Below are 24,574 nucleotides of genomic sequence, written 5' to 3' on the forward strand. Positions count from 1 at the left end.
GGTGTCGAGTCGACCATCGTCGATGCCACCGGCGAGGTCCCGAACGTCCTTCGGCCCGGCGGGGTGACCCGCGAGGCCCTCGAAGCAGTGCTGGGGCGTCCGCTTGCGGTCCACTCGACCAGCCGCGTCCGAGTGCCGGGCCAGCATCCGTCTCACTACGCGCCGCGGGCGCGGGTCGTCCTCGTCGAGCCCGAGAAGATCGTCGCCGAAGCGGAGTTCGCGCAGGACCTTGGCCACCGAGTGGGCGTGTTGCTTCCCCCGTCCTTCGCCGACGTCTCGGTCAAGGCGCACGCCGTGGTGGCCCTCCCCGGTTCGATGGCCGCCTACGCGCGCGGGCTATATGGCTTCCTGCGCGAGCTCGATCAGCGGGGGTGCGACCTGATCGTCGCGTCTTTGCCGGTGGAGGAGGGGCTGGGCCTGGCGATCGCCAACCGGCTCCGCCGTGCCGCAGGGCCTCGGCCCTCCTAGTGAACGGCACCGACATCGTTCGATGTTTCTGCTGAGCGCCCACCAGGGCGGACGTACGACCCTACTGACGCAACGTTGTGCCCGCCCTGAAGGAACGGTCCGACCAGCCCGCCACGGATTGGTGGCGTGCCCTGGTGGTCGGAGCGGGTCAGGAGGTGGTGCCGACGGGCACCTGAACTCCGCGGGCCGCGGCCACCTTCGCGCGGCCGTCGGCCAGGCGGTAACTCAGACCGACCACGGCGGTCTGGCCGGCATCGACCCGTTCGGCGAGCAGCCGGGAGCGGTCCAGCAGCTGGTCGACGGTGTTCCTGACGTGCTCGGCAAGGATCTCGTCGGCCTGCAAGCGTCCGGCGGCCCGCGCCGTGAGCACGCTGGGAGTCACCCGCTCGACGACGTCCCGGATGTATCCGTCCGGCACCAGGCCGTCGTCGAGTGCGGCACACGCGGCAGCAACCGCGCCGCACGAATCGTGCCCAAGGACCACCACCAGCGGGCACCCCAGCACACCGACCCCGTACTCGATGCTGCCCAGCACCTCCGAGCCCATCACGTGGCCCGCGGTGCGCACCACGAACAGGTCCCCCAGGCCCTGATCGAAGATGATCTCAGCGGCCAGCCGGGAGTCGGAACATCCGAACAGCACCGCGAACGGGCGCTGGGTCGATGCGATCTCCGCTCGACGAGTAGCGTCCTGGTTCGGATGCTTCGGCGCACCGGTGACGAAGCGCTGGTTACCGGACAGCAGCAGTTCGAAGGCTTCTTTGGGGGTCGGGGACGTGCTTTCGGTCATGGCCGCAGCCTAGGCCAAGCCCCCGGACCATCACTCTGGCCGGTCTCCGCCAACACCCGCTCTATCGTGTACTGGGCAACCAGTGTAGCGGCGACGCTGTTACCTCTTACGCTGCCGCTGCGGCCGATCTTCTCCCCGTTGACGCTCCTCTCGCTGCTGCTCACCGTCCTCGTCTCCGGCACCCGGGACGGACCTCGCCGCCCAGCATCTGACGATCGACTTGTCATCGTCCTGACATTTCCACGGCAGCAATGCTGAGATCCCGGTTGACTTGGGGGTGAGTGACGTTGAGGAGGGCGCCATGTTGCGCGCGGTCTATCACGGCCAGGTCCTGGCCGAGGCACCCCGGACGGTGCAGGTGGAAGGCAACCACTACTTCCCGCCGGAATCGCTGCGAAGAGACTCCTTCGTGGACAGCCCCACCAAAACACTGTGCCCATGGAAGGGAATCGCCCGCTACTACAGCCTCGTCACCGACGAGACGGCCTTGCCGGACGCGGCCTGGTACTACCCGCACCCGACGCCGCTGGCTCGACGGATCAAGAACCACGTCGCCTTCGACCCTGACGTGCGCATCGAGGGCGAGCCGGAAGGACCGCGCACCGGCGTGCTGGCCAGGTTGCGGACCATAGGGCGAGGTGACCGGTGACGACCGGCAGCGAGGAGCAAACCCGCACGCGGGTTCGCACGGACCGGTTGCCGATGTGGCGGATCGGCCTCACCGGCGGCGTGGTCGGCATCCTGTGCTGTGCCGGCCCCACCGTGCTCGCTCTGCTCGGCATCGTCAGCGCCGGCACCGCGTTCGCATGGGCCACCGACCTCTACGGCAACTACGCGTGGTGGTTCCGCCTGAGCGGGCTCGCCGTCCTCGTCCTGCTCGTGTGGCTGGCGTTGCGCCGCCGCGATCAGTGCAGCATCGCTGGAATGCGGCGCTGGCGGTGGCGCCTGCTTGGCGTGCTCGCGGTCGCGGTGGCGACCTACATCGTGCTGTACGCGGTGACCACCTGGCTGGGCACGCTGGCCTAGTGCCGGGCGATGACCCTGCGCAACGGCAGGGGGAGCCTGCGGCCTGGGCGCGCCCATGAGCCTAGCTTCTGCTTGGCGCTGGCAAGGCGGTCAGCGCTGATGCCCGGTAGATACAGGCTGTCGACAAGCAACGCGGCGGAGTCGCCGGTGTTCACCGGAAACCAGAACGTTCGACGCTCGGTGGCGACGATCTGAAACCCGTGTCGGCTCAGGAGCCCCGCGAGGCGGTCGCAGGCGTGCGGGTTGGGCCAGCGTGGGCTGGCGAATCCCAGAGCCCCCAGCATCCGCGTCCACCCGAGCAAGCCCTGCGGAGAGGCACCGAGCCGGGACGGCACCAGGGCGGCCAAAACGCCGCTGGGGACCAGGACGCGTCCGATTTCGGCCAGCACATCGGGTAGCGGTGTGACCACTTGCAGCGCCATCGCAGCGCACACGGCATCGGCGGCGCCGTCGACGAAGGGCAGCGCGTCGGCCCGGGCTTGCACGACTGGTTCTCGGCCGGCTGCGAGGGCTGCGGTCAGCTCGCTGCTGCTGAGGTCCGCCCCGACCCAGCGGTGACCGGGCAGATGGTCCCGCGTCGGGGCGGATCCGCAGGCGACATCGACGATCCACCCCGCGGTGTCGTGCAGCGGCTCGGCCAGCCACGCATACGGCGAACCCTCCACCTTGCTCAGCACCTGTTCCGTGACGCCAGGCTTCTGGCCGTGAAAAGTTCTGAGGTAGCTCTGCCAGTCCGCGCCGCTCATCTCCGCTCCGGTGTCATAACTGAAGAGTCTGCGAGAAAGGCAGACCACTGCGCATCGTCATCGCTCGTTGCCAACCGTGCTGCCCGGGCCACGATCGCCACGGTTCAGCTGACCACGGGGCGATCATCGCTCATCTCTGTCACGGCGCTGACACTCCGGACACGCGATCACACCGGCAACCGATTCCCTAGGCGTACCGGGTGTTTCTGCCTGGGCTGAGCGAAACACTGACGAGGTCGCGTGGAGGCGTGATGAACACAGAGCAGGTCGAGTCGGTCACTGCTGTCGAGTTCTACTGGCGTCCCGGCTGTCCGTTCTGCATGGCGCTCCGGCTGCCGCTGCGCCGTAGCGGCCTGCCTGTGCGGGAAGTCAACATCTGGGACGATCACCAAGCCGCCGCGCGGGTACGAGCAGTAACCGGCGGCAACGAGACCGTTCCCACCGTCTTCATCGGCCAGCAGGCCCTGGTCAACCCGAGCTTCCGACAGGTCCAGGCCGCGGTCCGTGAGCATGCACCTCAGCTGATCCAGGAGGCTGAGCCATCGCGGAGCCGACGAGGTTTCTGGCCATTCCGCCGTCGGCGGTGAGAGGGGACTGCCATGATCGCGAGTCGCGGATCTTGCCGCCACACTCGCTGCGCGACCGAGGTGGCATCACCATGAGAAATGCGGACTCGCCGCGCCCCGTAGTCGGCGAAGACGAGGTGCGCGCAGGCCCCGAACGCTCGGAAGCGTGGTCGCATCCACGGCAAGCCGTGGGATGGTTCCTGAAGGGGCGGACCGTACGCACGGCCGCCCCTACGGCGGCTGTGGTCGGCACGGTGCTCTCCGCAGTGAACCAAGGCGCTGTCATCGCAGGCGGGTATGCCACGGGCATAACCTGGGTCCAGGTCGCGGTCAACTATGCGGTGCCGTTCACCGTCGCCAGCATCGGATATCTGTGCGCCTGCCGCACTCGTTAAGTTCGCGGCAGGCGCACAGTCTTCGCAATTACTGTCCACAGATCAGTCACGCTGGAGACATCCCATCGGGCCAGGAGGCAGCAGGAGCGCCTATCGTTTTCGGAGCTCGGCTCTGCGGCGTTGATATTCCTCGTGATCGATGTCCCCGGCGGCGTAGCGGCGGCGCAGTTCCTCCTCCGCAGGGTCGGAACGCGAGCCCGGGCCAGCGAGCATGTGGCGGATCAGCCAGATGATCGCCACGGTGATCAGGACTAGCAGCGCGAGGCCGATCAGGCCCCATAGCAGCATCCAGGCCATCATGCCGCCCATGCCCTCCATCATCATCGTGTCTGTCCCTTCGGTTCAGTGGGCTCGGGCGAAGCGCCGCAGCCGCAGCGAGTTGGTGACCACGCTGACCGAGGAGAACGCCATCGCCGCAGCGGCGATGATCGGGTTGAGCAGCCCGAGAGCGGCCAGCGGGATCGCGGCGGTGTTGTAACCGAACGCCCAGCCCAGATTCTGGTAGATCGTGCGCAGCGTCTTGCGGGACAGCTGGATGGCGTGGGTGACGCCATCCAGCTGGCCGGACATCAGCGTGATGTCGCTGGATTCGATAGCCACGTCGGTGCCGGTGCCGATCGCGATGCCCAGGTTGGCTTGCACCAGAGCGGGGGCGTCGTTGACGCCGTCGCCGACCATGGCCACTACGCGGCCCTCGTCCTGCAGTCGGCGCACCTCGGTGACCTTGTCGGTGGGCAGCACCTCGGCCAACACGCGGTCGATGCCGGCCTGAGCGGCGACGGCCTCAGCGGTCTGCTGGTTGTCCCCGGTGATCATGGCGACTTCCAGGCCCATGCCGTGCAGGTGCCGCACCACCGCGGTGGCCTCGTCCTTGAGGGTGTCGGCCACGCCCAGTACCCCGTGGACGTGTCCGTCCCAGCCGGCGTAGACCGCGGTGTAGCCCTGGGCTTCCATGTCGGCGGCGCGCGCCGCGAGCTGTTCGGGCAGGTGCAGCTGCTGCTGGTCGAGCAGTTCCTGGCGACCCACGTGCACCACGGTGCCCTCCACCTCGGCGCGCACGCCGTGACCGGCGACGTTGGTGAACTCCGCAACCGCCGGCAGGTCCAGGCCGCGTTCGTGCGCGGCAGTCGTGATGGCGGCGGCGACCGGGTGTTCGGAGCCGGATTCCACGGCGGCGGCCATCCGCAGCATGTCGGGCTCCGAGCCGTCGGCAGTCGCGGTTTCGGCCAGCTGCATCTGACCGCGGGTGAGGGTGCCGGTCTTGTCGAACACGACGGTGGTGATCTTCTTGGATCCTTCCAGCACCTCGGCGCCCTTGACCAGGATGCCCAGGTGGGCGGCTCGTCCGGTGCCGACCATGATCGCCGTGGGGGTGGCCAGTCCGAGCGCGCAGGGGCAGGCGATGATCAGCACCGCCACCGCGGCGACCGTGCCGGCGGTGGGGTCACCGGCGAGCAGGCTCCAGGCGGCGAAGGTCACGACCGCGATGCCGATCACGATGGGCACGAACACCTCCGAGACCCGGTCGGCCAGCCGTTGCACCGGCGCCTGCCCGCTCTGCGCCTCTTTGACCAGGCGCACGATCTGGGCCAGGGCGGTGTCCGCGCCCACAGCGGTGGCGCGCACGGTCAGCAGCCCGTCGGTGTTGATCGTCGCGCCCGCGACGCGGGAGCCCGTGGTCTTGTCGACCGGGACGGATTCGCCGGTGAGCATCGACTCGTCCACTGCCGCGCGGCCATTGACGACCTCGCCATCGACGGGAATCTTCTCCCCGGGCCGCACCCGGACCACATCGCCCATGGCAACCTGTTCCACGGGCACGTCGTGCTCAGCGCCATCGACCACGATCCGGGCGTGTTTGGCGCCCATCTCCAGCAGCGTGTTGATCGCGTGCGAGGCGCGGCTGGTGGAGCGGGCTTCGAAGTAGCGGCCCAGCAGCAGGAACGCGATGATCATCGCGGCCGTGTCGAAGTACAGGTCCCCACCGGTGAACAACTCCACCGTGGAGTAGAAAAACGCCGTCAGCGTGCCCAGGGCAATGAGCGTGTCCATGTTCGCGCTCAGCGCCCGGGCCCGCTCGGCCGCAACGGTGAGGAACGGCCACCCGGCCACGAACTGCACCGGCACCGCCGCGGCGAACGCCGCCCACCGCGCCCAGTCGTGCTCACCGAAAAACATGGTCAACGCGAAGATCGCCAACCCCAGCGGCCAGGCCAGCGCGATCCGCCACACCCAACCACGGGTGGCTTGCTCGGTCTCCTTGCTCACCGACGCCGGTTGCTCCGCAGTGACCGGTTCGAGCTGATAGCCGAGCCGATCCACCGCCGCCTGCCACTCGTCGACACTGGCCTCGTCGGGCTGGTAGGCGACCCGGGCATTGCCGGTGGCGAAGTTGACCTGCGCCTCGGTCACGCCCGGCTGCTTGTTCAACGTCTTCTGCACCCGGATCGCGCAGGAGGCGCACGTCATGCCCTCGACGGAGAACTCCCGACGATCAACACCCTCGCTGCGTGTGGTCTGCTCAGAGGTCGTCACTGCTGGTCACCTCGCCCGGCCTGCTCGTGGGTATCCGCCACGTCGTAACCCTGGTCTTCGATGAGCGTGCTCAGCGCGGCCAGCGACACCGTCTGGTCGTGGCAGACGGTCACCGTCTTCGAGTCCAGGTCAACCTCGACCGACCGCACCCCGGCCGTTGGTGCCACCGCGGTCTCGATCGCCGACCGGCAGGCTCCACAACTGATCTCGGGCACCGAAAACACCGTGGTCGTCATACCGCGCTCCCTTCCTCCTCCGCATCCGGCTGCGTGTCGATAGCGGGCTCGGCTTCGCCGACCGCGGCGCCGTTGACGCGGGCCTGCGGGCCGGTCAGCGCCGGGTTGAACTTCACCGCCTCGACCAGCTCGTCAATAGCCGGCTGACCCCGGCCATCCAGTACTGCTTCGGAAAAGCAGGTCTCCAAGTGGTTGTGCAGCATGATCCGGTTGGCCCGCTCCAGCGACGACTGCGTCGCCGAGATCTGCTTCATCACATCCACGCAGTACGCGTCGGCCTCCAGCATCCGGATGATCCCGTCCAGGTGACCCCGCACCGTCTTCAACCGGTTCAACGCCGCGCGCTTCTTCGCCGTGAGTTCGTCGGCCATGCTGTGCTCCTCGTCTCCGGTATTCACTACCGTCAACGCCCACCTCTACCGGCCATATTCCCACCCCACCCGGGGTGGGGGTTACCCTGACGGGGCGGGCTTCGTGCGCTCGCCTGTGCCGAAGTGACGTCGTCCGCGGGGAGGCAGGGAGTTGACCGTCGGGGATCACCGGACGATTGGGCAAGCCGCCACGCTGGCGGGAGTGAGCGCGAAATCGATCCGGCTGTACGAATCCCGAGGGTTGCTCCCGCCCGCCCCGCGCTCAGCCCAGGGCCACCGGCTGTTCACCCAGGCCGACATCGAGACGCTGCGGTTCATCGCCCGGGCCAAGGCCGCGGGCCTGCAGCTCACCGAGATCAAAACGGTGCTGGAGCTGCACCGCGACGGGCAGACACCCTGCGAGCAGGTGCGCGCCACACTGGGACAGCGCCTAACCGAGCTCGACACGATGCTCGCCGAACTCTCCGTGCTCCGCGACCGGATCCAGAACCTGCTCCAGCACGATGACGGCGGAGTCGACCCCGGTTCCGGGTTCTGCGCGATCATCCAATCCCAGCCTGCGCCCGCTCCGGGAACCCACTAGGTGTGCTGTTCGGGCACGTTGGTGACAGGTCGGCACGCGGTGGATGATCTTGATATGGGTGAGGGCCTCCGGGTTCGGTGTGGATCACCACGAACACACGCCGACCCGAGGAGGCCCTCTGGTGGTCCACCGTAACGCTCCGCTGACTCCGACCGGGCGGCTGCGGCTGGCCCGATGTGTCGTCGATGATGGCTGGCCTGTTCGTCGTGCGGCCGAGCGGTTCCAGGTCGCCCACACGACCGCGGCCCGCTGGGCGGGCCGTTACCGCCACGACGGCGAGCAGGCTATGGACGATCGCTCCAGCCGTCCGCACCGCAGTCCGCAACGCACGAGTCGGGCGGTCGAGGACGAGGTCCTGCGGCTGCGTGACGAGCACAAGATCGGGCCGGGGCGCATCGCCGGCCGGGTCCCGGTCGCCGCGTCGACCGTGCACCAGGTCCTGCGCCGCCACCACCGTCCGATCCTGGCCGCGTGTGACCGGGCCACCGGCGAACCGGTGCGCCGCTACGAACACCCCCGCCCCGGCGAACTGGTCCACGTTGACGTGAAAAAACTCGGTCGGATTCCCGAGGGCGGCGGCCACCGCGTCCTGGGGCGTGCCGCCGGCCGGGGCAATCAAGCCCGCGCCTGCGGTGGCGGATATCTGTTCCTGCACACCGCACTCGATGACCACTCCCGACTGGCCTACACCGAAACCCTGGCCGACGAGAAGGCCGCGACCTGCGCCGCATTCCTACGCCGGGCGCAGGCCTGGTTCACCGGCCACGGCGTGACCATCGAGCGAGTACTCACCGACAACGCCTGGTCCTACCGCAAAAACACCTGGCAACAAGTCTGCACCGACCTGGGCATCGCCCGACGATTCACCCGCCCCTGGCGCCCACAAACGAACGGAAAAGTGGAGCGCTACCACCGCACCCTGCTCGACGAATGGGCCTACCAACAGCCCTACCACTCCGAACGCGAACGCCAGCGAACCTTCGCCGACTGGCTCGACTGGTACAACTTCCACCGACCCCACACCGCCATCCACGGAGCCCCACCAGCAGACCGCGTCCCCAACCTCTCCGGATCACACAACTAGGGCGTGTTGCTAAAAGTTGTTCCGGGATGTGTGGGCGATGCTTGGGGGGTGTCGCGAGATGTCATCACTGACGAGGTTTGGGAGCTGATCCAGGACGTGTTCCCGCCGGTGAGGACGCGGGGCCGTCCGCCGGTAGATCGACGCACGGTGGTCGAGGCGACCGCGTGGCGGTTCCGGACGGGCTCAGCATGGCGGGACCTGCCCGAGCGGTTCGGGAGCTGGAACACGGTTTACAAGAACTTCCGCCGGTGGGCCGCCGCGGGCGTCTGGGACGACCTGCTCACTCACGTGCAGAAGCGAGCGTCGTTGGCAGGAGAGATCGACTGGGTTGTGTCGGTGGACTCGTCGATCGCGCGTGTGCATCAGCACGGAGCGACGATGAGGCGGGTCACGGGGGGCTCCATCGAACTACAAGAAGGCCGGGCTGGAACCGCCTGATCACGCGATCGGCCGGTCACGGGGCGGTGTGACGACGAAGATCCACCTCGTCTGCGATGGGCAGGCCCGGGCTCTGGCGTTCGTACTGACCGGCGGGCAGGTCGCGGACACGAGCATGTTCACCGACGTGCTCGACGAGATCCACGTCCCCGGCCGGGGCCCTGCGCGCACACGCCCGGACCGCGTGCTCGCAGACAAGGGGTACCCGTCGAAGACGAACCGGGGCTGGCTACGCGAGCGCGGTATCAAGGCCACCATCCCCGAGCGCGCCGACCAGATCGCGAACCGGCGCACGCGGCCAGGCCGCCCGATCGACTTCGGCAACGAGCAGAAGGAACGCTACAAGGGCCGCAACGTCGTCGAGCGGTGCTTCAACGCGTTGAAACAGTGGCGAGGACTCGCATCGCGGTTCGACAAGACGGCCTGCTCATACGCGGCCGGGATCCGTATCGCCGCAGCCCTCCAATGGATTTAGCAACACGCCCTAGGAGAAGGTGACGCCCGCGCAGTCCGGGCACAACGGCCCGGCGGGCTCGCGGCGGAACACCGCGGCTAGTTGGCCGCAGCAGTGGCAGTGCTCGTGTGTGAGCCGTACCGCGTCCACACAGGACAGGCAGACCGGGCCCTCCGGCCAATGTTGTTCGGCGCGGGCGGTGGTTCCGCATCGGGTGCAGGGGACCTGGGCGGCCAGGTAGCACGGCACGCACCTGGCCACACCGTCCGTAGCTGGCACGGACATCGACGGTCGTTGCCCGCAGTCGGTACACGGCGGACCGGGCCGCACCACTTCCCAGCACGCTTTGCACCACGGTCCATTATGGTCACGCGCGCACACCACCTTGTGGACGCCGCAGCCCGAGCACGGTTCGGCCAGCGTCTGGCGGCGGCAGCCGTCGCACCACGGTTCGCCGTCGGCGTCGCGGTAGGCCACCAACCTGGTCCGGCCGCAGTTGTGGCACGGCTGGCGTGGCCCAGCTTGCTGGGCGCAGGCCCGGCAAACCCCCGTGCTCAGAATCCCGACCTTGCGGGTCTTCCCGCAGCGCGGGCACAGCACCTCCGGCGCACGCCGGTTGTCGCACTTCTCGCACAGTGGCCCGTCCTCGATGAGCCGAGCCGCAGGCTTGTCCTCGCCGCAGTCGATGCACCGGCGCAGCGGCCGTTGATGCCCGCGCTGCCAACACCGCCGGCACACCGGCCGTTTCTCGTCGTCGCGGACGGTGACCGGCGCCGTCTGGCCGCATCGTGAGCAGGGCTCGGCCAGATGCGTCCGGCGGCATCGTTCGCACCACGCTCCTTCCTCGGTGTGGGCGGCGGCCAGCACGACCTTGCCGCACATCCAGCAGGGCTCGCGGGGAACGGTCTTGCGGTGGCAGGTGTAGCAGACCCGGCCCTGCGGGCTGTTCTTCGTGGCCTTCATCGTCCGCCCGCATACCGAGCAGGGCAGCGGGACGCGCCGCTCGCGCTGCCAACACCGCGAACACACCGGCTGCCCGTAGCGCCGCGCGGGCACCCGCCCCGACCGACCGCACAGCGAGCACGGTTCGGCCCGGCGCTTTCCGTTGCAGTTCTGGCACCACGCCCCCTCCGCCGTACGTCCAATCGGAACGGTCAGACGGCCACACCCGACACAGCTCTCCTTGTCCCGGCGGGCGTGGTAGCAGGTATGGCACAGCCCGCTAGCGACCAGAGATCGGTCGCATCCACAGCTGGCGCAGACACCTCGCCCTTTCCCCACGTGCGTGACCCGGTGTCCGGTCAGCTCTCGGCGTCGAAGAAGTCCGCGGACAACAACGGCATGTCCGGCACGGCCGGCCGCGGACCCCGGCGAGCCGGCTCCTCGGTGGCCGATTGCGGCTCGACCTCCACCGCCAGGTCCTCGAAGCGGCAGTCGAGGATCTTGCACAAGGCCAGGATCAACTCGATCGGCATCTTCGGCGGACGTTCGGTGCTGACGAGCCGGTAGATCGAGCTGCGGTCGAACTCGAAGCCGTACTTGCGCAACTCCGGGATCAGCTTCGTGGTGGTGTACCAGTTCTTGCGGACCGCCATCAGCTCACGCAGCCGCCACTCGTAGCGCGGCTGCCGGACCTGCACGTCGTCGTTCTGCTCGTCCGGTCCTTGCCGGGACACCGCGTTCATCGCACCCTCCTCCGGCGGCCAGCAGGCTCACCTGACGTGTGATCGCTGAAGTCGTCGTCCATCTCCGCCTCCGTCTCGGCCATCGCGAAGGCGCGTTGCAGCACGGCTTCCTCGGCACCGCGTCCAGGTGCTCGCGGACCTTTAGGTTCTTGAAGTCGCTGCTGACCGCCGTGTAGATCGCCGTGGTCGCCGCGTGGGAATGACCGACCTGGTCAGTGACGAACTGCCCGTCATAGCCGGACTCGATCAGCCTGGTCACGTACGTTCTCCTTCTTCCCGCACTCGGCGTGTGCGGTGGGGTTCGTGTGGCGATTGAGCAGGGACGGCCTTTGTGACTTTGTTCGCCGCGCCAGCGACGGCTCTCAGGCTGCGCGTGGCCTGGTGTCGTGTGCGCGCTTGTTGGTGTGGCTGCTGATGCGGAGTTCGAGCCGCACGGTTTGGTTGTGGCAGCGGTACAAGGCGCGTGGGTCGAGCCAGTCGGCGTCCCGGTTGTCGTCCGGCGCGAGGCCGACGGCGGTGGGTATGCCGAGATCGGCATCGGTGTCGGTGAACAACGTGCCGGCGCCGAGCGTGATCTCCTCGCCGACCGTCGGCGTGACGGGTGCCAGGGACCGCGCTATGTCGCCACAGTGCTCGGAGCGACGTGTCTCGACCACGATGGCGACGAGTCGTCCCGGTTGGCCGACGGGTGCGTTCTCGAACGAGACGTAGTCCTCGGCATCCGGACCGGTGAGCAGGAACACGGTGCCGTAGCGGTCGGACTGGCGTTCGAACCTCGGCCACCACAGTTGGCCCTGGCCGAGCTCGATCGTGGCTGTCTCCTCGGTGTGTCCCGCGGTTGCGGCTTGCTCGGCGGCGGTGATGATCTCGGCCATGGACAGGTCGTTGCGGAACCGGTGCCCGATCTCGGCTTCCAGCTCCGCGTACTCGGCGGCCAGTTCCGGGCGTAGTTGTGCGGCGCGAACCAGATCCGCGCGGCTGGCGAGCACACAGAGGGAGCACGACAGGCGGGTCATGCCCTGGTCGTAGGCCGGGTGGTACGGCACACCTGACGCATGGATGCGTTGCCATACCTGGGTTTCGGTCCAGTCGTGGATCGGAAGCCAGGTGTCGACAGTGCGCCGGCCGCTGCTGGCAGCCTCGCCACGACTCAGGCGAGCCTGCTGGCGCAGAGCAATACCGTTCCGCGTCGAGTTCTCACCTCTCGCGATCACTCATGGTGACTGTCGCTGCCGGGTGAAACTGACCCGGTCTGACCAACCGCTCGGGTCCAGGACGTGGGTAAGCGGGTCAGTGACCGAGGGGCGTGGTCAGGGATTGCGTGCCGAGGGGGGCTCGCCGCTGATGGCGCGCCAGGCCGCGTCGGAATCAACGGTGTCGGCGAGGTCGTGGTTGGTGAGTACGGCGAGCGCGTCGATGGCTGTCAGCCAGTCGCGGCTACGCCGGTGCACCTCGTCGCTGGGGTCGTATCGGTTCAGGACGACTAGCACCTCGTGTCCGGTGAGGGCTCGCGCGGCGAGGCGCACCTGGGACACAACTCCTAGGACAGGCTCGGTGACCAGTAGCACGAGGTCCGGTCTCACCCGCTGCGCCAGTGAGAGGGTGTCGCCGTCATGGGCGATTGGTGAGCACAGCCCGCCTGCGCCCTCGACGAAGCCGATGGCGACGTCTGAGGGCCAGTCGAGTTCGGCGACGAGGTCGTCGAGCAGGATCGGAGCCAGTTGTAGGGTGTCGGCGGCCATCGGTGGCGCGAGGGGTACCGGGTACCACCGGTGTGGCGGGCACACCGTGTCGGCGGGCGTGTCAGTTGCCTCGCCGAGCACGGCGGCGTCGGTCGCGGTATCACCGGGTGTGAACGACTGCGCCGGTTTGCGGGCCGCGACCTCGATGCCAAATGCTCGCAATCGTCGCGACAAGGCGGCGGTCACCCAGGTCTTGCCGACCTCGGTGCCGGTGCCGGTGACCAGGATGAGTCGGCTAGGTCGGGTCATGGAGCGCCCACCGGGTCAACCAGCCGAGATCTTGCCCAGTCTGCGCCAGGGCACCTGCCCTGATCAGTGTGGAGGTGTTGGATGTCCTCGTGGCCCATCATGATCCCTGTTGGCGCAGGGGCGCGGCCATGGCGTGGTAGCCGCCGTCGACGTGGAGGATCTCGCCGGTGATAGCGCGGGCGAGGTCGGAGAACAGGAAGCAGACGGCGTCGGCCACCGGGGTCGAGTCGGCTGGGTCCCACCGCAAGGGCGAACGGGTTGCCCAGGCGTCGAGCAGGGCTTCGAAGCCGGGGATGCCGGTGGCCGCCCGGGTATGGATCGGCCCGGCCGCGACGAGGTTGACCCGGATTCCGGCAGGCCCGAGGTCGCGTGCGAGGTACCGGTTGAGCGACTCCAGTCCGGCTTTGCAGACGCCCATCCAGTTGTAGACCGGCCACGCGGCGCTGGCGTCGAAGTCGAGCCCGACCAGGCTGGCGCCGGAGGGTGGGGCGAGCCGGTTCACCGCCGCGGCGAGCGCGGCGAGGGATACGGTGCTGGTCTGGAACGCCAGTCCGATCCCTTCGGGGCGGGCGTTGAGTAGGGGGCCTTCCAGGGCGTCGGCGGGTGCGAAGGCGATGGCGTGCAGGGCGCCGTCGAGTCTCTCCCACCGCTCAGCGATCGTTGCGGTGAGCCGGGCGGTGTCGTGGGAGGCAGTGGCGTCGAAGGGGATGACGTCGATGTCGCCGGTGAGCTGCGCTGCCGCCGCACGGGCCCGATCGAGATCGCGGGGGAGCCCGGTGAGCAGCACCTCGGCGCCGAGTTGTTGGGCGCGGCGGGCGACGGCGAAGGCGATGCTGTCGGTGGTGACGACCCCGGTCACCAGGATGTGCTTGCCGTCCAACACAGTGCGGCTCCTTCGCGGGGGTTGGTGTGTGCGGCCCGGCAGGCGTGGGTCGTGACCGCTTGGTGGACGTCGATGGCCCGGCGGATGCAGGGTCCGGTCGTGGCGGTGATTCCTTCGACAGGGCGGTCGGCGCTGGCGGCACCGCCGATGCGCCCCGCAGGCCGTGCCGCCGGCACGGCGATGGGAGAAAAGCCGGATCGCTCGCGTGACATGATGGTGTTTGCGTCGGGTGGGGCTGCTCATCGTGGGGTGGCGCCGACGAGCGCCCCCTGCGAGGCGCAGCCGACGAGGCGGCTGTACTTGGCTAGGAAGCCGTTGCCGGTCGGGGCAGGGGGTGGGTGCCAGCGGTGACGGCGTCGTTCGAGTTCGGCAGGGTTGACGTCGAGATCGATGGTGCGTGCCGGGATGTCGATCATGATCGGGTCGCCGTCGGCGACCAGCGCCAGCGGCCCGCCGGCAGCGGCCTCGGGGGCGACGTGGCCGACGCAGAGGCCGGTGGTGGCGCCGGAGAAGCGGCCGTCAGTGACCAGCGCCACCTGGTCACCCAGGCCGGTGCCGCGGACAGCGGCGGTGACGGCGAGCATCTCCGGCATTCCCGGTCCGCCGCGTGGGCCTTCGTACCGGATCACGATCACCTCGCCTGCGGTGAGGCGACCGCCTGAGACGTAGCCCATGGCGGCGTCTTCGTTGTCGAAGACCCGGGCTGTGCCGTGGAAGCGGTCGACGGTCAGGCCGGCCATCTTGACCACCGCGCCGCTGGGGGCGAGTGCCCCGCGGAGGATGGCCAGGCCGCCGTCGGGGCGGAGCGGGTCATCTGGCGTTCGGAGGACCGTACCGTCGGGTTTCGGGGCTGCGAGTTCGGCGAGGTTCTCGGCCAGGGTGGCTCCGGTCACGGTCAGGCAGTCGCCGTGGAGCAGTCCGGCGTCCAGCAGCGCGGCGAGCACTGCGGGCACGCCACCGACCTGGTGCAGGTCGGCCATGACGTGGCGCCCACCGGGACGGAGATCGGCGATGTGGGGGGTGTGTCGGCTGATCCGGTCGAAGTCGTCGAGGGTCAGGCGGACGCCGGCTTCGTGGGCGATGGCGGGTAGGTGCAGCGCGGCGTTGGTCGACCCGCCCAGGGCCATGACCACGGTGATGGCGTTCTCGAAGGCTTCGCGGGTGAGGATGTCGCGTGGGCGGATCCCGGCGCGCAGGGCGGCGACGGCGGCCGCTCCGGTGTCGTGGGCGATGCCGGGGCGTGTGGGGTCGATGGCGGGGGCGGATGCCGAGCCGGGCAGTGCGATACCGAGGGCTTCGGCTTCGGCGGCGATCGTGTTGGCGGTGTACATGCCGGCGCACGATCCGGCTCCTGGGCACGCGGCGCGCTCCAGCTCGTCGAGGTCGTCGGTGCTGAGCAGGCCGCTTGCCTGCGCGCCGACGGCCTCGAACACGTCCTGGATCGTCACCGGCCGACCCTGCCAGCTCCCGGGGAGGGAGGAGCCGCCGTACAAGAACGCCGTGGGTACGTTGAGGCGTGCGGCGGCCATGAGCATCCCGGGAAGGCTCTTGTCGCAGCCGGCGATGGTGACCATCGCGTCGAGTTGTTCGGCCTCCATGACACACTCGACCGAGTCTGCGATGAGGTCCCGGCTGGGAAGGGACGCGCGCATGCCGCGGTGCCCCATGGCGATCCCATCGGACATGGCGATGGTCGAGAACCGCATCGCCACCCCGCCCGCCTTCCTGACCCCGTCGGCCGTCGCGCCTGCCAGGCGGTCCAGGGCGATGTTGCAGGGTGTGAGGTCGTTGGCGGCCGCGGCCACACCGATCTGCGGCCGGGTGAAGTCCTCGTCGGCGAACCCGACTGCCCGCAGCATCGCCCGGGCCGGTGCTCGGGTGACGCCGTCGGTGACGATTCGGCTACGGTGACGCGGGTCCATGTCTTCTCCCGGCTTCGCTTGGTCAGCTCGGCCCTTCATTGGCCCTGGCCTCGGGTGAATGCGGGTTCGCCGTCGAAGGCGTAGAGTCCTTCGGTCTTGATCGGTTCGATGCCGTGCTCGACCATGCGGGCCTGGAGGGCGACGACCTCGGCGGCGGTGGTGGTCCCGCGCGGGTCGAGGAAGCGGCATCGCCAGTGGTCGGTGAGCAGGGTCTCGGGCGCGCCGCCTGGCCAGACCTTCTGTCCCCGGTTGGAGATCATGTCAAGGTGCAGGGGTGCGGCGAACGGACGAAGCTTGGCGGCGAGTTCGTCTGGGGTGGTGTCTGGGCTGTGGACGAACACGTCGACGCCGAGCTGGGTCTTGGCGGCAGCGGATCGGCCCGCGAGCTTGACGGTGATCGGCCTGTGCTGGGCGTAGTGCGTTGCCGGCAGCCGGGTGGGTTCTTGGCCGAGACGGTCGATGACCGATGCCGCGAACGCCGTGGTGCCGACCTTGGAGGTGCTGGTATCGGGCTCGTAGATGTCGTAGGTGTGGATGCCGTCTTCGATGGTCCGCAGCCAGGCGTTGTGGACTCGGCTCGCGACGTCGGCTTGTCCGATGTGGACCAGCATCTGTACCGCGGCCAGCAGCAGCCCTGAAGGATTCGCAACGTCTTGGCCGGCTCGCCGGGGGGCGGATCCGTGGATGGCTTCGAACATGGCGACTCGCTCGCCGATGTTCGCGCTTCCGGCGAGGCCGGCAGATCCGGCGATCTGGGCGGCGACGTCGGAGAGGATGTCGCCGTAGAGGTTCGGCAGGACGACGACGTCGAACGCCTCGGGGGTGTCGGCGAGCTTGGCCGCACCGATGTCGACGATCCAATGCTCTGCCTGGATATCGGGGTAGTCGGCGGCGACCTCGTCGAACACCCGGTGGAACAGGCCGTCGGTCATCTTCATGATGTTGTCCTTGGTGAACGCTGTCACCTTGGTTCGCCGATAGGCTGTGGCGTACTCGAAGGCGTAGCGAATTACCCGCTCGCATCCCTGCCGGGAGATGAGCTTGAGGCACTGCACGACCTCGTCGGTCTGGCGGTGCTCGATGCCGGCGTAGAGGTCCTCTTCGTTCTCCCGAACGATGACGACGTCCATGCCAGGGTGCTTGGTGGCGACGAACGGTGCGTAGGCGACGCATGGCCGGACGTTGGCATAGAGACCGAACGTCTTGCGCACGGTGACGTTGAGGCTCTTGAACCCTCCGCCTTGCGGGGTGGTGATGGGCGCCTTGAGGAACACACCCGTGCGGCGGATCGACTCGAGCGCCTCGGGAGTGACGCCGGCGGGGTTGCCAGCCTGATAGACCGACTCTCCGATGGTGATCGTGTCGATGTCAAGGGCCGCGCCTGCGGCGTTGAGCACCGAAAGGGTGGCTTCCATGATTTCCGGACCGATTCCGTCTCCGTGGGCGACGGTGATCGGTGCGGATGTGGAATGCGTGGTCATGCTGCTCCTGAGACCGAGGACGTGACGGGACGCTGGATGGGCTAGGGGCGAGTCGTGGCGGTGCCGCGTGCGAGCCGGCATCCGGCGCTGGTCGTGCCGCACGGTCCACTGATGCCCTGCTCTGGGTCATCGATGTACCAGTGGGTCGCGACCAGGCGCGGGTAGCGGCTGCCGAGTTCGGTCAGGGTGGCGTGGACGGTGTCGCGGGAGTCGGTGTGCGCGAAGACCGGAAAGAACGCTCCCGGCAGGCTCGCTGCGGGCGCCGCGCCTTGCACCAGGACATCGAGGATCAGGCGCCGTCGCTGGTGGGGGTTGTGTGCCTCGCGCAGGGCGGAACCGTCCAGCCAGCACAGCGACCACAGCCCGGACACCGAGGAGGAGGTCCGGATCCCCACCGGCACTGCTGGCGGGCGCCCTTCCGTGGGGTCCCCGACGGCGCATCCGCAGGTCTGCACATGCTCGCCGCACGGGAACAACGTGGGCAGGTCCGCGTCAAGCTCGCGGCGGATCCAAATCCCGAGCAGGGCGTCCCGCTGAGCTGGATCGCCGCCGTAGCGCCGGTGGTGGACCAGGTAGTCGCTCGCCTGCTCGACGGCGACCTCGGCGTGGTCCACACTTGAGATCAGTAGAAGCGCGCTCATCGGGTACCTCTCTTTCCAAGCGGCTCTGTTACGTGGGGAGTTAGGACAGGTCGTTCCGGGTGGGACGCCGCCATCGGGTGGTGTGGAGCGGTCACGGGAGCGCCTGCCGGGATGTCGGTGCTGGCGTGTCGGTGCTGGGGTGCCAGGGCTGCCACCCGGTGGGGGTGTAGCGGTGCCACGGGTCGTCGGGCTGTTCCCGTGCGGCGAGTCCAATCCAGTCGTGGCTGAACATGTGGTGCAGCATTGTGTGGCGGGCGATGAGGGTGTCCAGCCTGGGCAGGGGTGCCTGCACGATGGCGAGCAGGCGTTGCGGTTCATGTCGGGCGTGGTGGCCGTCGGTGAGGGACTGCCAGGGCAGGCCGGGCTGGAGGTCACTGGTGTGGCCGGTCATGACGCCCAGGCCCCCACCGGTGACGTTGTGCAGGGTTTTGCTGCCGGCGCCGAAGGACTGCGGGTCGACGGTGGCGAAGTAGTACTGGCTGTTGATCCAGTGTGCGACGACGAGCGGCGCGGTGAGGATTGTTTCCAGGACGGTGCCGGTCGGGTCGAGGTCGGGATCGTAGTCGTGGAGGAACACGCGGCTGTGCAGGTCGATGCCGCGGGTGAGGGCGCGGGGCGCGATGAGGAAGGCGGCGTTGTCGGCGAGACCCCATTCCGGGAAGACCTGGGCCCAGTCACGGGCCCGGGCGCGGGTGTGGCGCGCCGCGTGCCGCGGGCGGGGCCGGGTGGGTGCGCCCGGCAGGATGGCGCAGCGTTCGGCGGCCAGCCGGGTGCCGGCCGTGCGGAGGTCGGCGGTGAGCCTGTCAGCGTCGCGGCGGTGGGTGGCGGGCAGGAGGTGGGTGTCCAGCAGGCGTACGGTGTCGGTGGTGGTGTCGTGTTCGGCCGGGACGAACCAGGTGTCGTCGGGAACGGTGATGCCGCGGTCGGCCAGGTGACGGCGGACCTGCGGATCGTTGAGCAGGGCGGCGGCCGTGCGGGCGTTGGGACCTCCGGGATGTCCCCCGCAGGCGCCGCAGTCCAGCGCGGCCTGGTAGGGGTTGTTGTCGGTGTGGGCGCGGTGCCCGCAGAACACGACCAGCCGCGCGAACCCGCGGGTCAGGCCCATCAACGTCAGGATGGTTTCGGCGGTCGCGGCACGCTCCTCGGGGGTGAGCGCCTCGGCGATGGAGATCTCGGTCTGCGGCTCGGGCGTGATGCGGCGGGCCCACCACGCGCCTGTGGCGCCGGCGGCACGGGGAGTGAAGGTCTTGGCCGCGGCCAGCGGCCCGGCCAGCCAGCCGGCGGCTTCGGCGAGGGCGAACGGCGCCAGCAGGTCGTCCTTGGCGGCGTGCAGGGAGTGCTCGGCGGCGGCGAGCACCCTGCGGCCGGCCAGTGACCGCTCGGCCGCGCGCCGCCGACCAGGGGCGGGGTGCTCGGTGAGGGTGTGGCGAGGCGTGATCGGGCCGGGACACTGGGTGCGAGCGGCACCCCCGGCGAGGTCGCGGTAGCGCATGGCGACGGCGAAGAAACCGGCGAAGCCCAGGGTCTGGTAGCTGCCGAGGACCTCCAGGTGGCGGCGCAGTCCTTCGGAGCGGGGATCGATGCAGCACACCACCTGCGCCCGCGGTGGGGCTTCGGGCAGTTCGGGCTGGGGCCGGCCGAGGATGCGCAGCAGCAGCCGGCTCCGGTAGTGGTCCTCGTAGGCGTCCAGCCAGACCAGCGCCCGCTGCTGGATCGGCAGCTGGTCGAGCAGCTCCACCAGCTCGCTCCGTTGGGCGGCATCGGTGTCGGTGACTTCCAGCGCTCCCAACAGGTGGTAGGCCCGGTCGTGCGGGTCGACGGTGGCCTGCCGGGTGTCGAACCGGCTCGCGGAGGCCCAGGACCACGCTGTGCCGGGAGCGTGGGAGCCGGCGAGCGCGGCGGCTTCGACGGCCAACCGCAACGCGAGGTAGTCGACGAGGTCGATGCCGCTGTCGGGCCGCTCGCCGCGCCACCGGACGTGGGCGGCGAAGCCGGGCAAGCAGGCCAGGTGGGCCTGCAGGTAGCGGGTCCGCTGGTCGTCCGGGACACCGAGCGCGGCCAGCGCGTCCAGGATGGTGTGCTCGGCGCGTTCGGGCAGGTGCCGCAGCCGCGCCCGCACCGGCCGCGGCAAGGTTCCGTCATGGGCGGCCAGCGCCCGCCACGCCGAGTAGAAGCCGCGGTCACGACCCGGCATCCGCCAGGTGGACTGGCCTTCGTCCAGGTAGGCCGCGCACCACTGGATCGTGTGGGTGTTGAGCAGGGCGGCCACCTCCGGGGCCAGTGCTTCGGCCGCGGTGCGTGCCTGACGGCGCGGCGGTGGACACGCGATGCCCTGGTGCAGATCGGCCACCAGCAGGTCGACCGGGTCGTAGGCGCGGTTGCCGAGAGTGAGCGGGCCCCGCTGTAGCGCCGTGGGGTGGCGGCGGGCCAGCGCGGCGCGCAGGTCGTCGTCGGTGATCCGGCCGCGCTGCCAGGCGGCACGTAGCCAGGTCTCGTCTGGGGTGACTCGTGCTCCGAGCAGATCCGCGGCGGTGGTGGCCGCGTCGGCGAACGGGCGGTCCAGCAGGCCGGACAACGGGTTGACCGCGATGAAGTCCGCCAATGGCCAGGTCGGAGCCAGGAATCCGGCCGCGTCGGCGATCTCGGCGCGCACTGCCGCCTGCTGTGTGGCGACGTCAGAGACGGCATCGGGGGCGAGGTTGGTGGCGGGGCCGGTGGTCATGAGTGTGAACCCTCCTGCGCGAGCACGACGCGACAAGTGGCGGAACGTGCGACCGTGGAGAACAGGGGAAGCCACGCGTGCGGGACAGCCGGTGACTCACCTGTCATGGCGGCGACCCGCTTGCGCGGGATGCCGTCGAGCGCGTGGGGGCGAGTCACGCCCGAGCTCCTTCCAGTTGGGGAACCGGCCGCGGACGCGGTGTCGGTACCAGCCGTGGCGGGTGACCCCAGGCGGCGGTGTACGTGCGCTGCTGCCCGGCGGACAACGCCGCCACGTACAGCCGGTCGCGCCACCGGCCCAGACCGACCGCGGGTGCCAGGTGGAGCAGCAGCGCACCGGCCGCCAGCACCGCCACCACGGTCGCGAGAACCCAGGCCGAGACAGCGGCGGGCCCGCTTGCGGGCAGGCTCGGGGCCAGGAGCTCGGTGACCGCGCCCACCAGGGCCAGGTACCCGATCGCCACGCCCGGCAGCACGATCACCACCGTGACCAGCGCGCCGCCGGTCGGGTGACGACGCAGCCAGCCCCACGCCAGCCGCGCGGCGGTGGCCACGGCGAAGAGCGACAACGCGACGCCGCCGGCATGAAGGGGTAGCAACCAGGCCGCCACCCCGACCGCCGCGACGGCGGCGACCCCGGCGAGGACAGCGACCTGCGCTGCGCGGGCAGGAGCCAACCGAGGCGCGGGAGGAGCCGCAGTGTGGCCAGCGTGCCGCTGCACGGCCGACCCCGAGCCGAGGAACAGGGTGGCTTTGAACAGCCCGTGCGCCACCAGGTGCACCACCGTCGCGGCGTAGAGGCCGAGCCCGCAGGTCATGAGCATGAACCCCATCTGCCCGATCGTGGAGTGCACCAGCGCCCCTTTGATGTCGGGGCGGGTCAGCATGATCGCGGTGGCGGCCACGACGCTGGCGGCTCCGATGGCGAACGCCAGGTGTGTCGCCACCGGCGCGGCACCGACGATCGGCGACAGCTTCACCAGCAGCACCCCGCCGGCGTTGACCACGCCGGCGTGCAGCAGAGCCGAAACCGGGGTCGGTGCCGCCAGGGTCGCCGGCAGCCATCGGTGCCAGGGCAGCTGCGCGCACCGCACGGCCGCGGCGACCACCAGCGAACAGGCCACCACCGTGCCCACCGCACCGCCGAGGGCCGCGTCGCCCTGGTGGCGCAGGTCGAGATCCCCCCAGACCGTGACCGCGAGGACAACCCCAGTCCACAACGCGGCGTCCCCGGCGACGACGGCACGGGTGGTGCGCCGTGCGGCATCGACGGCCGAGGGCGCCGGCCGATACATCCCCACCAGACGGCACAAGATCACCCCGGTCAGCGTCCACGCCACCGCCAGGGTGACGAGAGTCGCCGCGGTCACCATCACCGTGGTCGCGGCGGTCAGCGCCCCCGCCGCGACAGCGAAGCGGGCCGCGGCCGGATCGCCGTGCAGGTAGCGGCGGGCGAACGCCTGGACCACGGCGCTGACCGTGCACACCAGCAGCAGAACGATCGCCCCGACGTGGTCGACCACCAGCCCGGTCCAGGCTCGCCCGTCCGGGTTGGCCAGCACCATCGCCACCGGCCCGCCGACTACCACCGTCACGGCCAGCGTCCCCGCCAGCGCGGTGGCCACCAGCGCCGCACCCGCACCCAACGCGGGCGCCAAGCTCCGTAGCCGCCGGATCGACCCGGCCATGGCCGCAACAGCGGGAAGGGCCACCAAAACGAGCAGCGTCACCCCTGTCACGCCGTCGTACCTTCCTGACCCGCGCGCGCCGCCGCGCCGCGCGTCGCCGGGGCTCCGGCGAGGTCGGTGGCGCGCGGCTCAGCACCGGTGCCCGCAGCGGGCTCGGGCGGCGAACCGAGGTGTTCCAGGCAATGCGGAGGCAACGCACGCCCGTCGAAACCCCCGATCCGCACCCGGACGAACTCGTCGTGGACCACGCAGTACAGCGACCGCCCCCGTTCCAGCTCCCGGGCGATGTAGGCACCCACGCTCTGCGCGGCCCCCCGCCGCACGCCCGGCGGGCTGGTGTCGATCACCACGTCCGGCGGCGGCGAGGCCCACCGGTGCGCCCAGCGCCGCGCCACCTCATCGGCCGCGCGCTCGCCGGTCAGTACGCCCGCCATCTCGGCGTCGACCACCGCGCCCACCTCCCGCAGCAGGTTCTCCCACGGGAGCGCCATCTCCTCGTCGCCCATGACACCCACCTCCCAAGCACGCTACCAATGACCTGTGTTCTAATACGCGGTATGCATCATACGACATTGATGACGTGCTTTGGCAAGCGTGACATGCATTACCCCCGACGAGGTACAGTTGCGGCCATGCAGGAGTGGACGTTCTTGACCAATCACGCCCACGTACTGCTGTGCGTGGTGCGGGATCCACAAGTTCGGTTGCGGGATGTGGCCGAGGTGGTGGGCATCACCGAGCGGGCGGCGCAGCGCATCGTGGCCGACCTCGTCGAGGCGGGCTACCTGGAACGCACCAGGGAGGGGCGGCGCAACCGGTACCGGTTGCATCCGGATTTGCCGCTGCGGCACCCGATGGACCGTGACACCGCCATCGGGCAGCTCGTGGCCCTGCTCACCGGCATCGACGCCCGATCCGGCAACCTCGTGTAATGCTCGCCGTGCACCCCTACGCGGGCGCACCGGTCGCGATGGCCACCCGACACGGCAAGCAGCGAGCCCTCGCTGCCGCCCTGGCGCGGATCCCCGGCATGCGGCTTGTGCTCGCCCACGATGTGGACACCGATCAGCTCGGCACCTTCACCGGTGAGATCCCCCGCGCCGGGTCGGCGGCCGAGACCGCGGTCCGCAAGGCGCGCCTCGCGATCGAGTCGACCGGCCTCGGACTCGCCGTGGCCAGCGAAGGCTCCTTCGGCCCGCACCCGGTCGCGCCAATGCTGAGCGCCGGCCAGGAGATCCTCGCCTTCCTCGACACGGTGCGGGACGTCTGCATCCTGGAGCGCCGAACCACACCGACGAACTTCAGCCACACCACGACCCGCCGCCTCGACGAGGAAACCGACGCCTACCTGGCGCGCGTCGGTTTCGGTGCCCACGCGGTCATCGTCCGTCCCCACAGCCCCGCCGACGTGCGGGCTCCAGGCCCCATCTGCAAGGGCATCCAGACCCGTGCCGACCTCGATGCGGCGATCAGCCGGTGCACCGCGCACTCCACCGATGGCCTGGCGCGACTGGAGACCGACATGCGCGCGCACGTCAACCCCACCCGCATGCGGGAGATCAGCGTGCTCGCCCACCAACTCGCCTCGCGTCTGGCCACCCTGTGCCCGGCCTGCGGCACCCCCGGATTCGGCCCGGTGGACCGCGAACCTGGTCTGCCCTGCGGCACGTGTGGCGAGCCCACCCGCCTGACCCTGGCAACGATCCACGGGTGTGCCCGCTGCCCGCACCGCGGCCGCCACCCTCGCGATGACGGCCAACGACGTGCCGATCCCACGTTCTGCGAATGCTGCAACCCGTAACCCCCGGACACCACCCCCGCAGACCCACCCGGCCGGCCCCAGCCACTGCACGTCCGAAGGAGCGTCACC

Annotated in this window: 26 protein-coding genes and 1 pseudogene; 10 read left to right on the forward strand and 17 right to left on the reverse strand. The window is 69.7% G+C overall.

Features of this window, described 5'->3' with window-relative positions:
- Positions 1-87: 87 nt before the first annotated feature.
- The gene (locus H7X46_RS30060) at positions 88-468 is read left to right on the forward strand and encodes a Sua5 family C-terminal domain-containing protein (RefSeq protein ID WP_369774553.1); all 381 of its coding nucleotides are present in this window, start codon (positions 88-90) and stop codon (positions 466-468) included.
- Between the two features lie 148 nt (positions 469-616).
- Here the strand turns inward: H7X46_RS30060 and H7X46_RS22990 are convergent, their stop codons facing one another.
- A complete protein-coding gene (locus H7X46_RS22990; protein ID WP_186361370.1) occupies positions 617-1,258 on the reverse strand; it encodes a carbonic anhydrase in 642 nt (213 codons plus the stop codon).
- 301 nt (positions 1,259-1,559) lie between these two features.
- Between H7X46_RS22990 and H7X46_RS22995 the strand changes: the two genes are divergently transcribed.
- Both H7X46_RS22995 and H7X46_RS23000 read left to right on the forward strand, forming a co-directional pair.
- On the forward strand, positions 1,560-1,907 hold the full coding sequence (locus tag H7X46_RS22995) for a DUF427 domain-containing protein (protein WP_186361371.1): 348 nt from the start codon (positions 1,560-1,562) through the stop codon (positions 1,905-1,907).
- Positions 1,904-2,284, forward strand: coding sequence for a hypothetical protein (locus H7X46_RS23000; RefSeq protein WP_186361372.1), 381 nt, complete (start codon positions 1,904-1,906; stop codon positions 2,282-2,284). The genes H7X46_RS22995 and H7X46_RS23000 overlap by 4 nt, the downstream gene beginning before the upstream one ends.
- Here the strand turns inward: H7X46_RS23000 and H7X46_RS23005 are convergent.
- Entirely contained in the window at positions 2,281-3,030 is a 750-nt protein-coding gene (locus tag H7X46_RS23005; protein WP_186361373.1) for a class I SAM-dependent methyltransferase, read from the reverse strand. The two genes, H7X46_RS23000 and H7X46_RS23005, sit on opposite strands and share 4 nt — an antisense overlap.
- Before the next feature lie 251 nt (positions 3,031-3,281).
- Here H7X46_RS23005 and H7X46_RS23010 point away from each other — a divergent pair, with 251 nt between their 5' ends.
- Entirely contained in the window at positions 3,282-3,617 is a 336-nt protein-coding gene (locus H7X46_RS23010; protein WP_186361374.1) for a glutaredoxin domain-containing protein, read from the forward strand.
- 71 nt (positions 3,618-3,688) lie between these two features.
- Positions 3,689-3,991, forward strand: coding sequence for a nitrate/nitrite transporter NrtS (gene nrtS / locus H7X46_RS23015; protein WP_186361375.1), 303 nt, complete (start codon positions 3,689-3,691; stop codon positions 3,989-3,991).
- Between the two features lie 90 nt (positions 3,992-4,081).
- Here nrtS and H7X46_RS23020 read toward each other — a convergent pair whose 3' ends face one another.
- The 4 genes from H7X46_RS23020 to csoR are packed head-to-tail and all read right to left on the reverse strand — an operon-like array spanning position 4,082 to position 7,133.
- Positions 4,082-4,300 carry an SHOCT domain-containing protein gene (locus tag H7X46_RS23020; protein ID WP_222131395.1) on the reverse strand — a complete coding sequence of 73 codons (219 nt, stop codon included), beginning with the start codon at positions 4,298-4,300 and terminating at the stop codon, positions 4,082-4,084.
- A 33-nt stretch (positions 4,301-4,333) separates the two neighbouring features.
- Complete coding sequence (locus H7X46_RS23025; protein WP_345368245.1) at positions 4,334-6,526, reverse strand: heavy metal translocating P-type ATPase; 2,193 nt, start codon at positions 6,524-6,526, stop codon at positions 4,334-4,336.
- Positions 6,523-6,762 carry a cation transporter gene (locus tag H7X46_RS23030; RefSeq protein WP_186361377.1) on the reverse strand — a complete coding sequence of 80 codons (240 nt, stop codon included), beginning with the start codon at positions 6,760-6,762 and terminating at the stop codon, positions 6,523-6,525. Before H7X46_RS23030 ends, H7X46_RS23025 begins: the two co-directional genes overlap by 4 nt.
- Positions 6,759-7,133: a copper-sensing transcriptional repressor CsoR gene (csoR, locus tag H7X46_RS23035; RefSeq protein WP_186361378.1), complete on the reverse strand. Its 375-nt coding sequence runs from the start codon at positions 7,131-7,133 to the stop codon at positions 6,759-6,761. The genes H7X46_RS23030 and csoR overlap by 4 nt, the downstream gene beginning before the upstream one ends.
- Before the next feature lie 151 nt (positions 7,134-7,284).
- On the opposite strand from csoR, the gene H7X46_RS23040 reads away from it, so the two are divergent.
- From H7X46_RS23040 to H7X46_RS23050, 3 genes and pseudogenes are all read left to right on the forward strand, one after another.
- Complete coding sequence (locus H7X46_RS23040) at positions 7,285-7,716, forward strand: heavy metal-responsive transcriptional regulator (protein WP_186361379.1); 432 nt, start codon at positions 7,285-7,287, stop codon at positions 7,714-7,716.
- A 121-nt stretch (positions 7,717-7,837) separates the two neighbouring features.
- Positions 7,838-8,800 (forward strand): IS481 family transposase, encoded by a 963-nt coding sequence (locus tag H7X46_RS23045; RefSeq protein ID WP_186361380.1) that lies wholly within the window; start codon positions 7,838-7,840, stop codon positions 8,798-8,800.
- Positions 8,801-8,830: 30 nt separating this feature from the next.
- Positions 8,831-9,713 (forward strand): annotated as a pseudogene (locus H7X46_RS23050) (IS5 family transposase).
- A 1,280-nt stretch (positions 9,714-10,993) separates the two neighbouring features.
- Here H7X46_RS23050 and H7X46_RS23055 read toward each other — a convergent pair.
- The 11 genes from H7X46_RS23055 to H7X46_RS23100 form a co-directional block, all read right to left on the reverse strand.
- Complete coding sequence (locus H7X46_RS23055) at positions 10,994-11,377, reverse strand: helix-turn-helix transcriptional regulator (protein ID WP_005456801.1); 384 nt, start codon at positions 11,375-11,377, stop codon at positions 10,994-10,996.
- Entirely contained in the window at positions 11,292-11,690 is a 399-nt protein-coding gene (locus H7X46_RS30895; protein ID WP_267285383.1) for a tyrosine-type recombinase/integrase, read from the reverse strand. The genes H7X46_RS23055 and H7X46_RS30895 overlap by 86 nt, the downstream gene beginning before the upstream one ends.
- 49 nt (positions 11,691-11,739) lie before the next feature.
- Positions 11,740-12,591 (reverse strand): phosphoadenosine phosphosulfate reductase family protein, encoded by an 852-nt coding sequence (locus H7X46_RS30900; RefSeq protein ID WP_083844754.1) that lies wholly within the window; start codon positions 12,589-12,591, stop codon positions 11,740-11,742.
- A gap of 96 nt (positions 12,592-12,687) precedes the next feature.
- Positions 12,688-13,368: an ATP-dependent dethiobiotin synthetase BioD gene (gene bioD, locus H7X46_RS23065; RefSeq protein ID WP_005456800.1), complete on the reverse strand. Its 681-nt coding sequence runs from the start codon at positions 13,366-13,368 to the stop codon at positions 12,688-12,690.
- A 97-nt stretch (positions 13,369-13,465) separates the two neighbouring features.
- A complete protein-coding gene (gene fabI, locus H7X46_RS23070; RefSeq protein WP_005456799.1) occupies positions 13,466-14,251 on the reverse strand; it encodes an enoyl-ACP reductase FabI in 786 nt (261 codons plus the stop codon).
- A 239-nt stretch (positions 14,252-14,490) separates the two neighbouring features.
- Complete coding sequence (gene ilvD / locus H7X46_RS23075) at positions 14,491-16,173, reverse strand: dihydroxy-acid dehydratase (protein ID WP_005456798.1); 1,683 nt, start codon at positions 16,171-16,173, stop codon at positions 14,491-14,493.
- A 35-nt stretch (positions 16,174-16,208) separates the two neighbouring features.
- On the reverse strand, positions 16,209-17,654 hold the full coding sequence (locus tag H7X46_RS23080) for an NADP-dependent isocitrate dehydrogenase (protein ID WP_186361382.1): 1,446 nt from the start codon (positions 17,652-17,654) through the stop codon (positions 16,209-16,211).
- Between the two features lie 41 nt (positions 17,655-17,695).
- On the reverse strand, positions 17,696-18,295 hold the full coding sequence (locus H7X46_RS23085) for a hypothetical protein (protein WP_005456790.1): 600 nt from the start codon (positions 18,293-18,295) through the stop codon (positions 17,696-17,698).
- 91 nt (positions 18,296-18,386) lie between these two features.
- Complete coding sequence (locus tag H7X46_RS23090; protein WP_073577308.1) at positions 18,387-21,017, reverse strand: DUF2309 domain-containing protein; 2,631 nt, start codon at positions 21,015-21,017, stop codon at positions 18,387-18,389.
- Positions 21,018-21,171: 154 nt separating this feature from the next.
- Positions 21,172-22,755, reverse strand: coding sequence for a proton-conducting transporter membrane subunit (locus H7X46_RS23095; protein ID WP_005456783.1), 1,584 nt, complete (start codon positions 22,753-22,755; stop codon positions 21,172-21,174).
- A complete protein-coding gene (locus tag H7X46_RS23100) occupies positions 22,752-23,210 on the reverse strand; it encodes a hypothetical protein (RefSeq protein ID WP_005456782.1) in 459 nt (152 codons plus the stop codon). The genes H7X46_RS23095 and H7X46_RS23100 overlap by 4 nt, the downstream gene beginning before the upstream one ends.
- A gap of 126 nt (positions 23,211-23,336) precedes the next feature.
- Between H7X46_RS23100 and H7X46_RS23105 the strand changes: the two genes are divergently transcribed.
- Both H7X46_RS23105 and H7X46_RS23110 read left to right on the forward strand, forming a co-directional pair.
- Entirely contained in the window at positions 23,337-23,636 is a 300-nt protein-coding gene (locus H7X46_RS23105; protein ID WP_005456781.1) for a winged helix-turn-helix domain-containing protein, read from the forward strand.
- Entirely contained in the window at positions 23,636-24,505 is an 870-nt protein-coding gene (locus tag H7X46_RS23110) for a DUF6671 family protein (RefSeq protein ID WP_005456780.1), read from the forward strand. The genes H7X46_RS23105 and H7X46_RS23110 overlap by 1 nt, the downstream gene beginning before the upstream one ends.
- The last annotated feature ends 69 nt before the right edge of the window (positions 24,506-24,574 follow it).

It is taken from the genome of Pseudonocardia sp. C8 (assembly GCF_014267175.1).
Lineage (GTDB): Bacteria > Actinomycetota > Actinomycetes > Mycobacteriales > Pseudonocardiaceae > Pseudonocardia.

What these genes read in the sequence shown, in the direction of transcription:
- H7X46_RS22990 (WP_186361370.1), bottom strand. Translation starts at nt 1,258, where the DNA reads ATGACCGAAAGCACGTCCCCGACCCCCAAAGAAGCCTTCGAACTGCTG.
- H7X46_RS22995 (WP_186361371.1), top strand. Translation starts at nt 1,560, where the DNA reads ATGTTGCGCGCGGTCTATCACGGCCAGGTCCTGGCCGAGGCACCCCGG.
- H7X46_RS23005 (WP_186361373.1), bottom strand. Translation starts at nt 3,030, where the DNA reads ATGAGCGGCGCGGACTGGCAGAGCTACCTCAGAACTTTTCACGGCCAG.
- H7X46_RS23010 (WP_186361374.1), top strand. Translation starts at nt 3,282, where the DNA reads ATGAACACAGAGCAGGTCGAGTCGGTCACTGCTGTCGAGTTCTACTGG.
- nrtS (WP_186361375.1), top strand. Translation starts at nt 3,689, where the DNA reads ATGAGAAATGCGGACTCGCCGCGCCCCGTAGTCGGCGAAGACGAGGTG.
- H7X46_RS23020 (WP_222131395.1), bottom strand. Translation starts at nt 4,300, where the DNA reads ATGGGCGGCATGATGGCCTGGATGCTGCTATGGGGCCTGATCGGCCTC.
- H7X46_RS23030 (WP_186361377.1), bottom strand. Translation starts at nt 6,762, where the DNA reads ATGACGACCACGGTGTTTTCGGTGCCCGAGATCAGTTGTGGAGCCTGC.
- csoR (WP_186361378.1), bottom strand. Translation starts at nt 7,133, where the DNA reads ATGGCCGACGAACTCACGGCGAAGAAGCGCGCGGCGTTGAACCGGTTG.
- H7X46_RS23055 (WP_005456801.1), bottom strand. Translation starts at nt 11,377, where the DNA reads ATGAACGCGGTGTCCCGGCAAGGACCGGACGAGCAGAACGACGACGTG.
- bioD (WP_005456800.1), bottom strand. Translation starts at nt 13,368, where the DNA reads ATGACCCGACCTAGCCGACTCATCCTGGTCACCGGCACCGGCACCGAG.
- ilvD (WP_005456798.1), bottom strand. Translation starts at nt 16,173, where the DNA reads ATGGACCCGCGTCACCGTAGCCGAATCGTCACCGACGGCGTCACCCGA.
- H7X46_RS23080 (WP_186361382.1), bottom strand. Translation starts at nt 17,654, where the DNA reads ATGACCACGCATTCCACATCCGCACCGATCACCGTCGCCCACGGAGAC.
- H7X46_RS23085 (WP_005456790.1), bottom strand. Translation starts at nt 18,295, where the DNA reads ATGAGCGCGCTTCTACTGATCTCAAGTGTGGACCACGCCGAGGTCGCC.
- H7X46_RS23090 (WP_073577308.1), bottom strand. Translation starts at nt 21,017, where the DNA reads ATGACCACCGGCCCCGCCACCAACCTCGCCCCCGATGCCGTCTCTGAC.
- H7X46_RS23100 (WP_005456782.1), bottom strand. Translation starts at nt 23,210, where the DNA reads ATGGGCGACGAGGAGATGGCGCTCCCGTGGGAGAACCTGCTGCGGGAG.
- H7X46_RS23105 (WP_005456781.1), top strand. Translation starts at nt 23,337, where the DNA reads ATGCAGGAGTGGACGTTCTTGACCAATCACGCCCACGTACTGCTGTGC.
- H7X46_RS23110 (WP_005456780.1), top strand. Translation starts at nt 23,636, where the DNA reads ATGCTCGCCGTGCACCCCTACGCGGGCGCACCGGTCGCGATGGCCACC.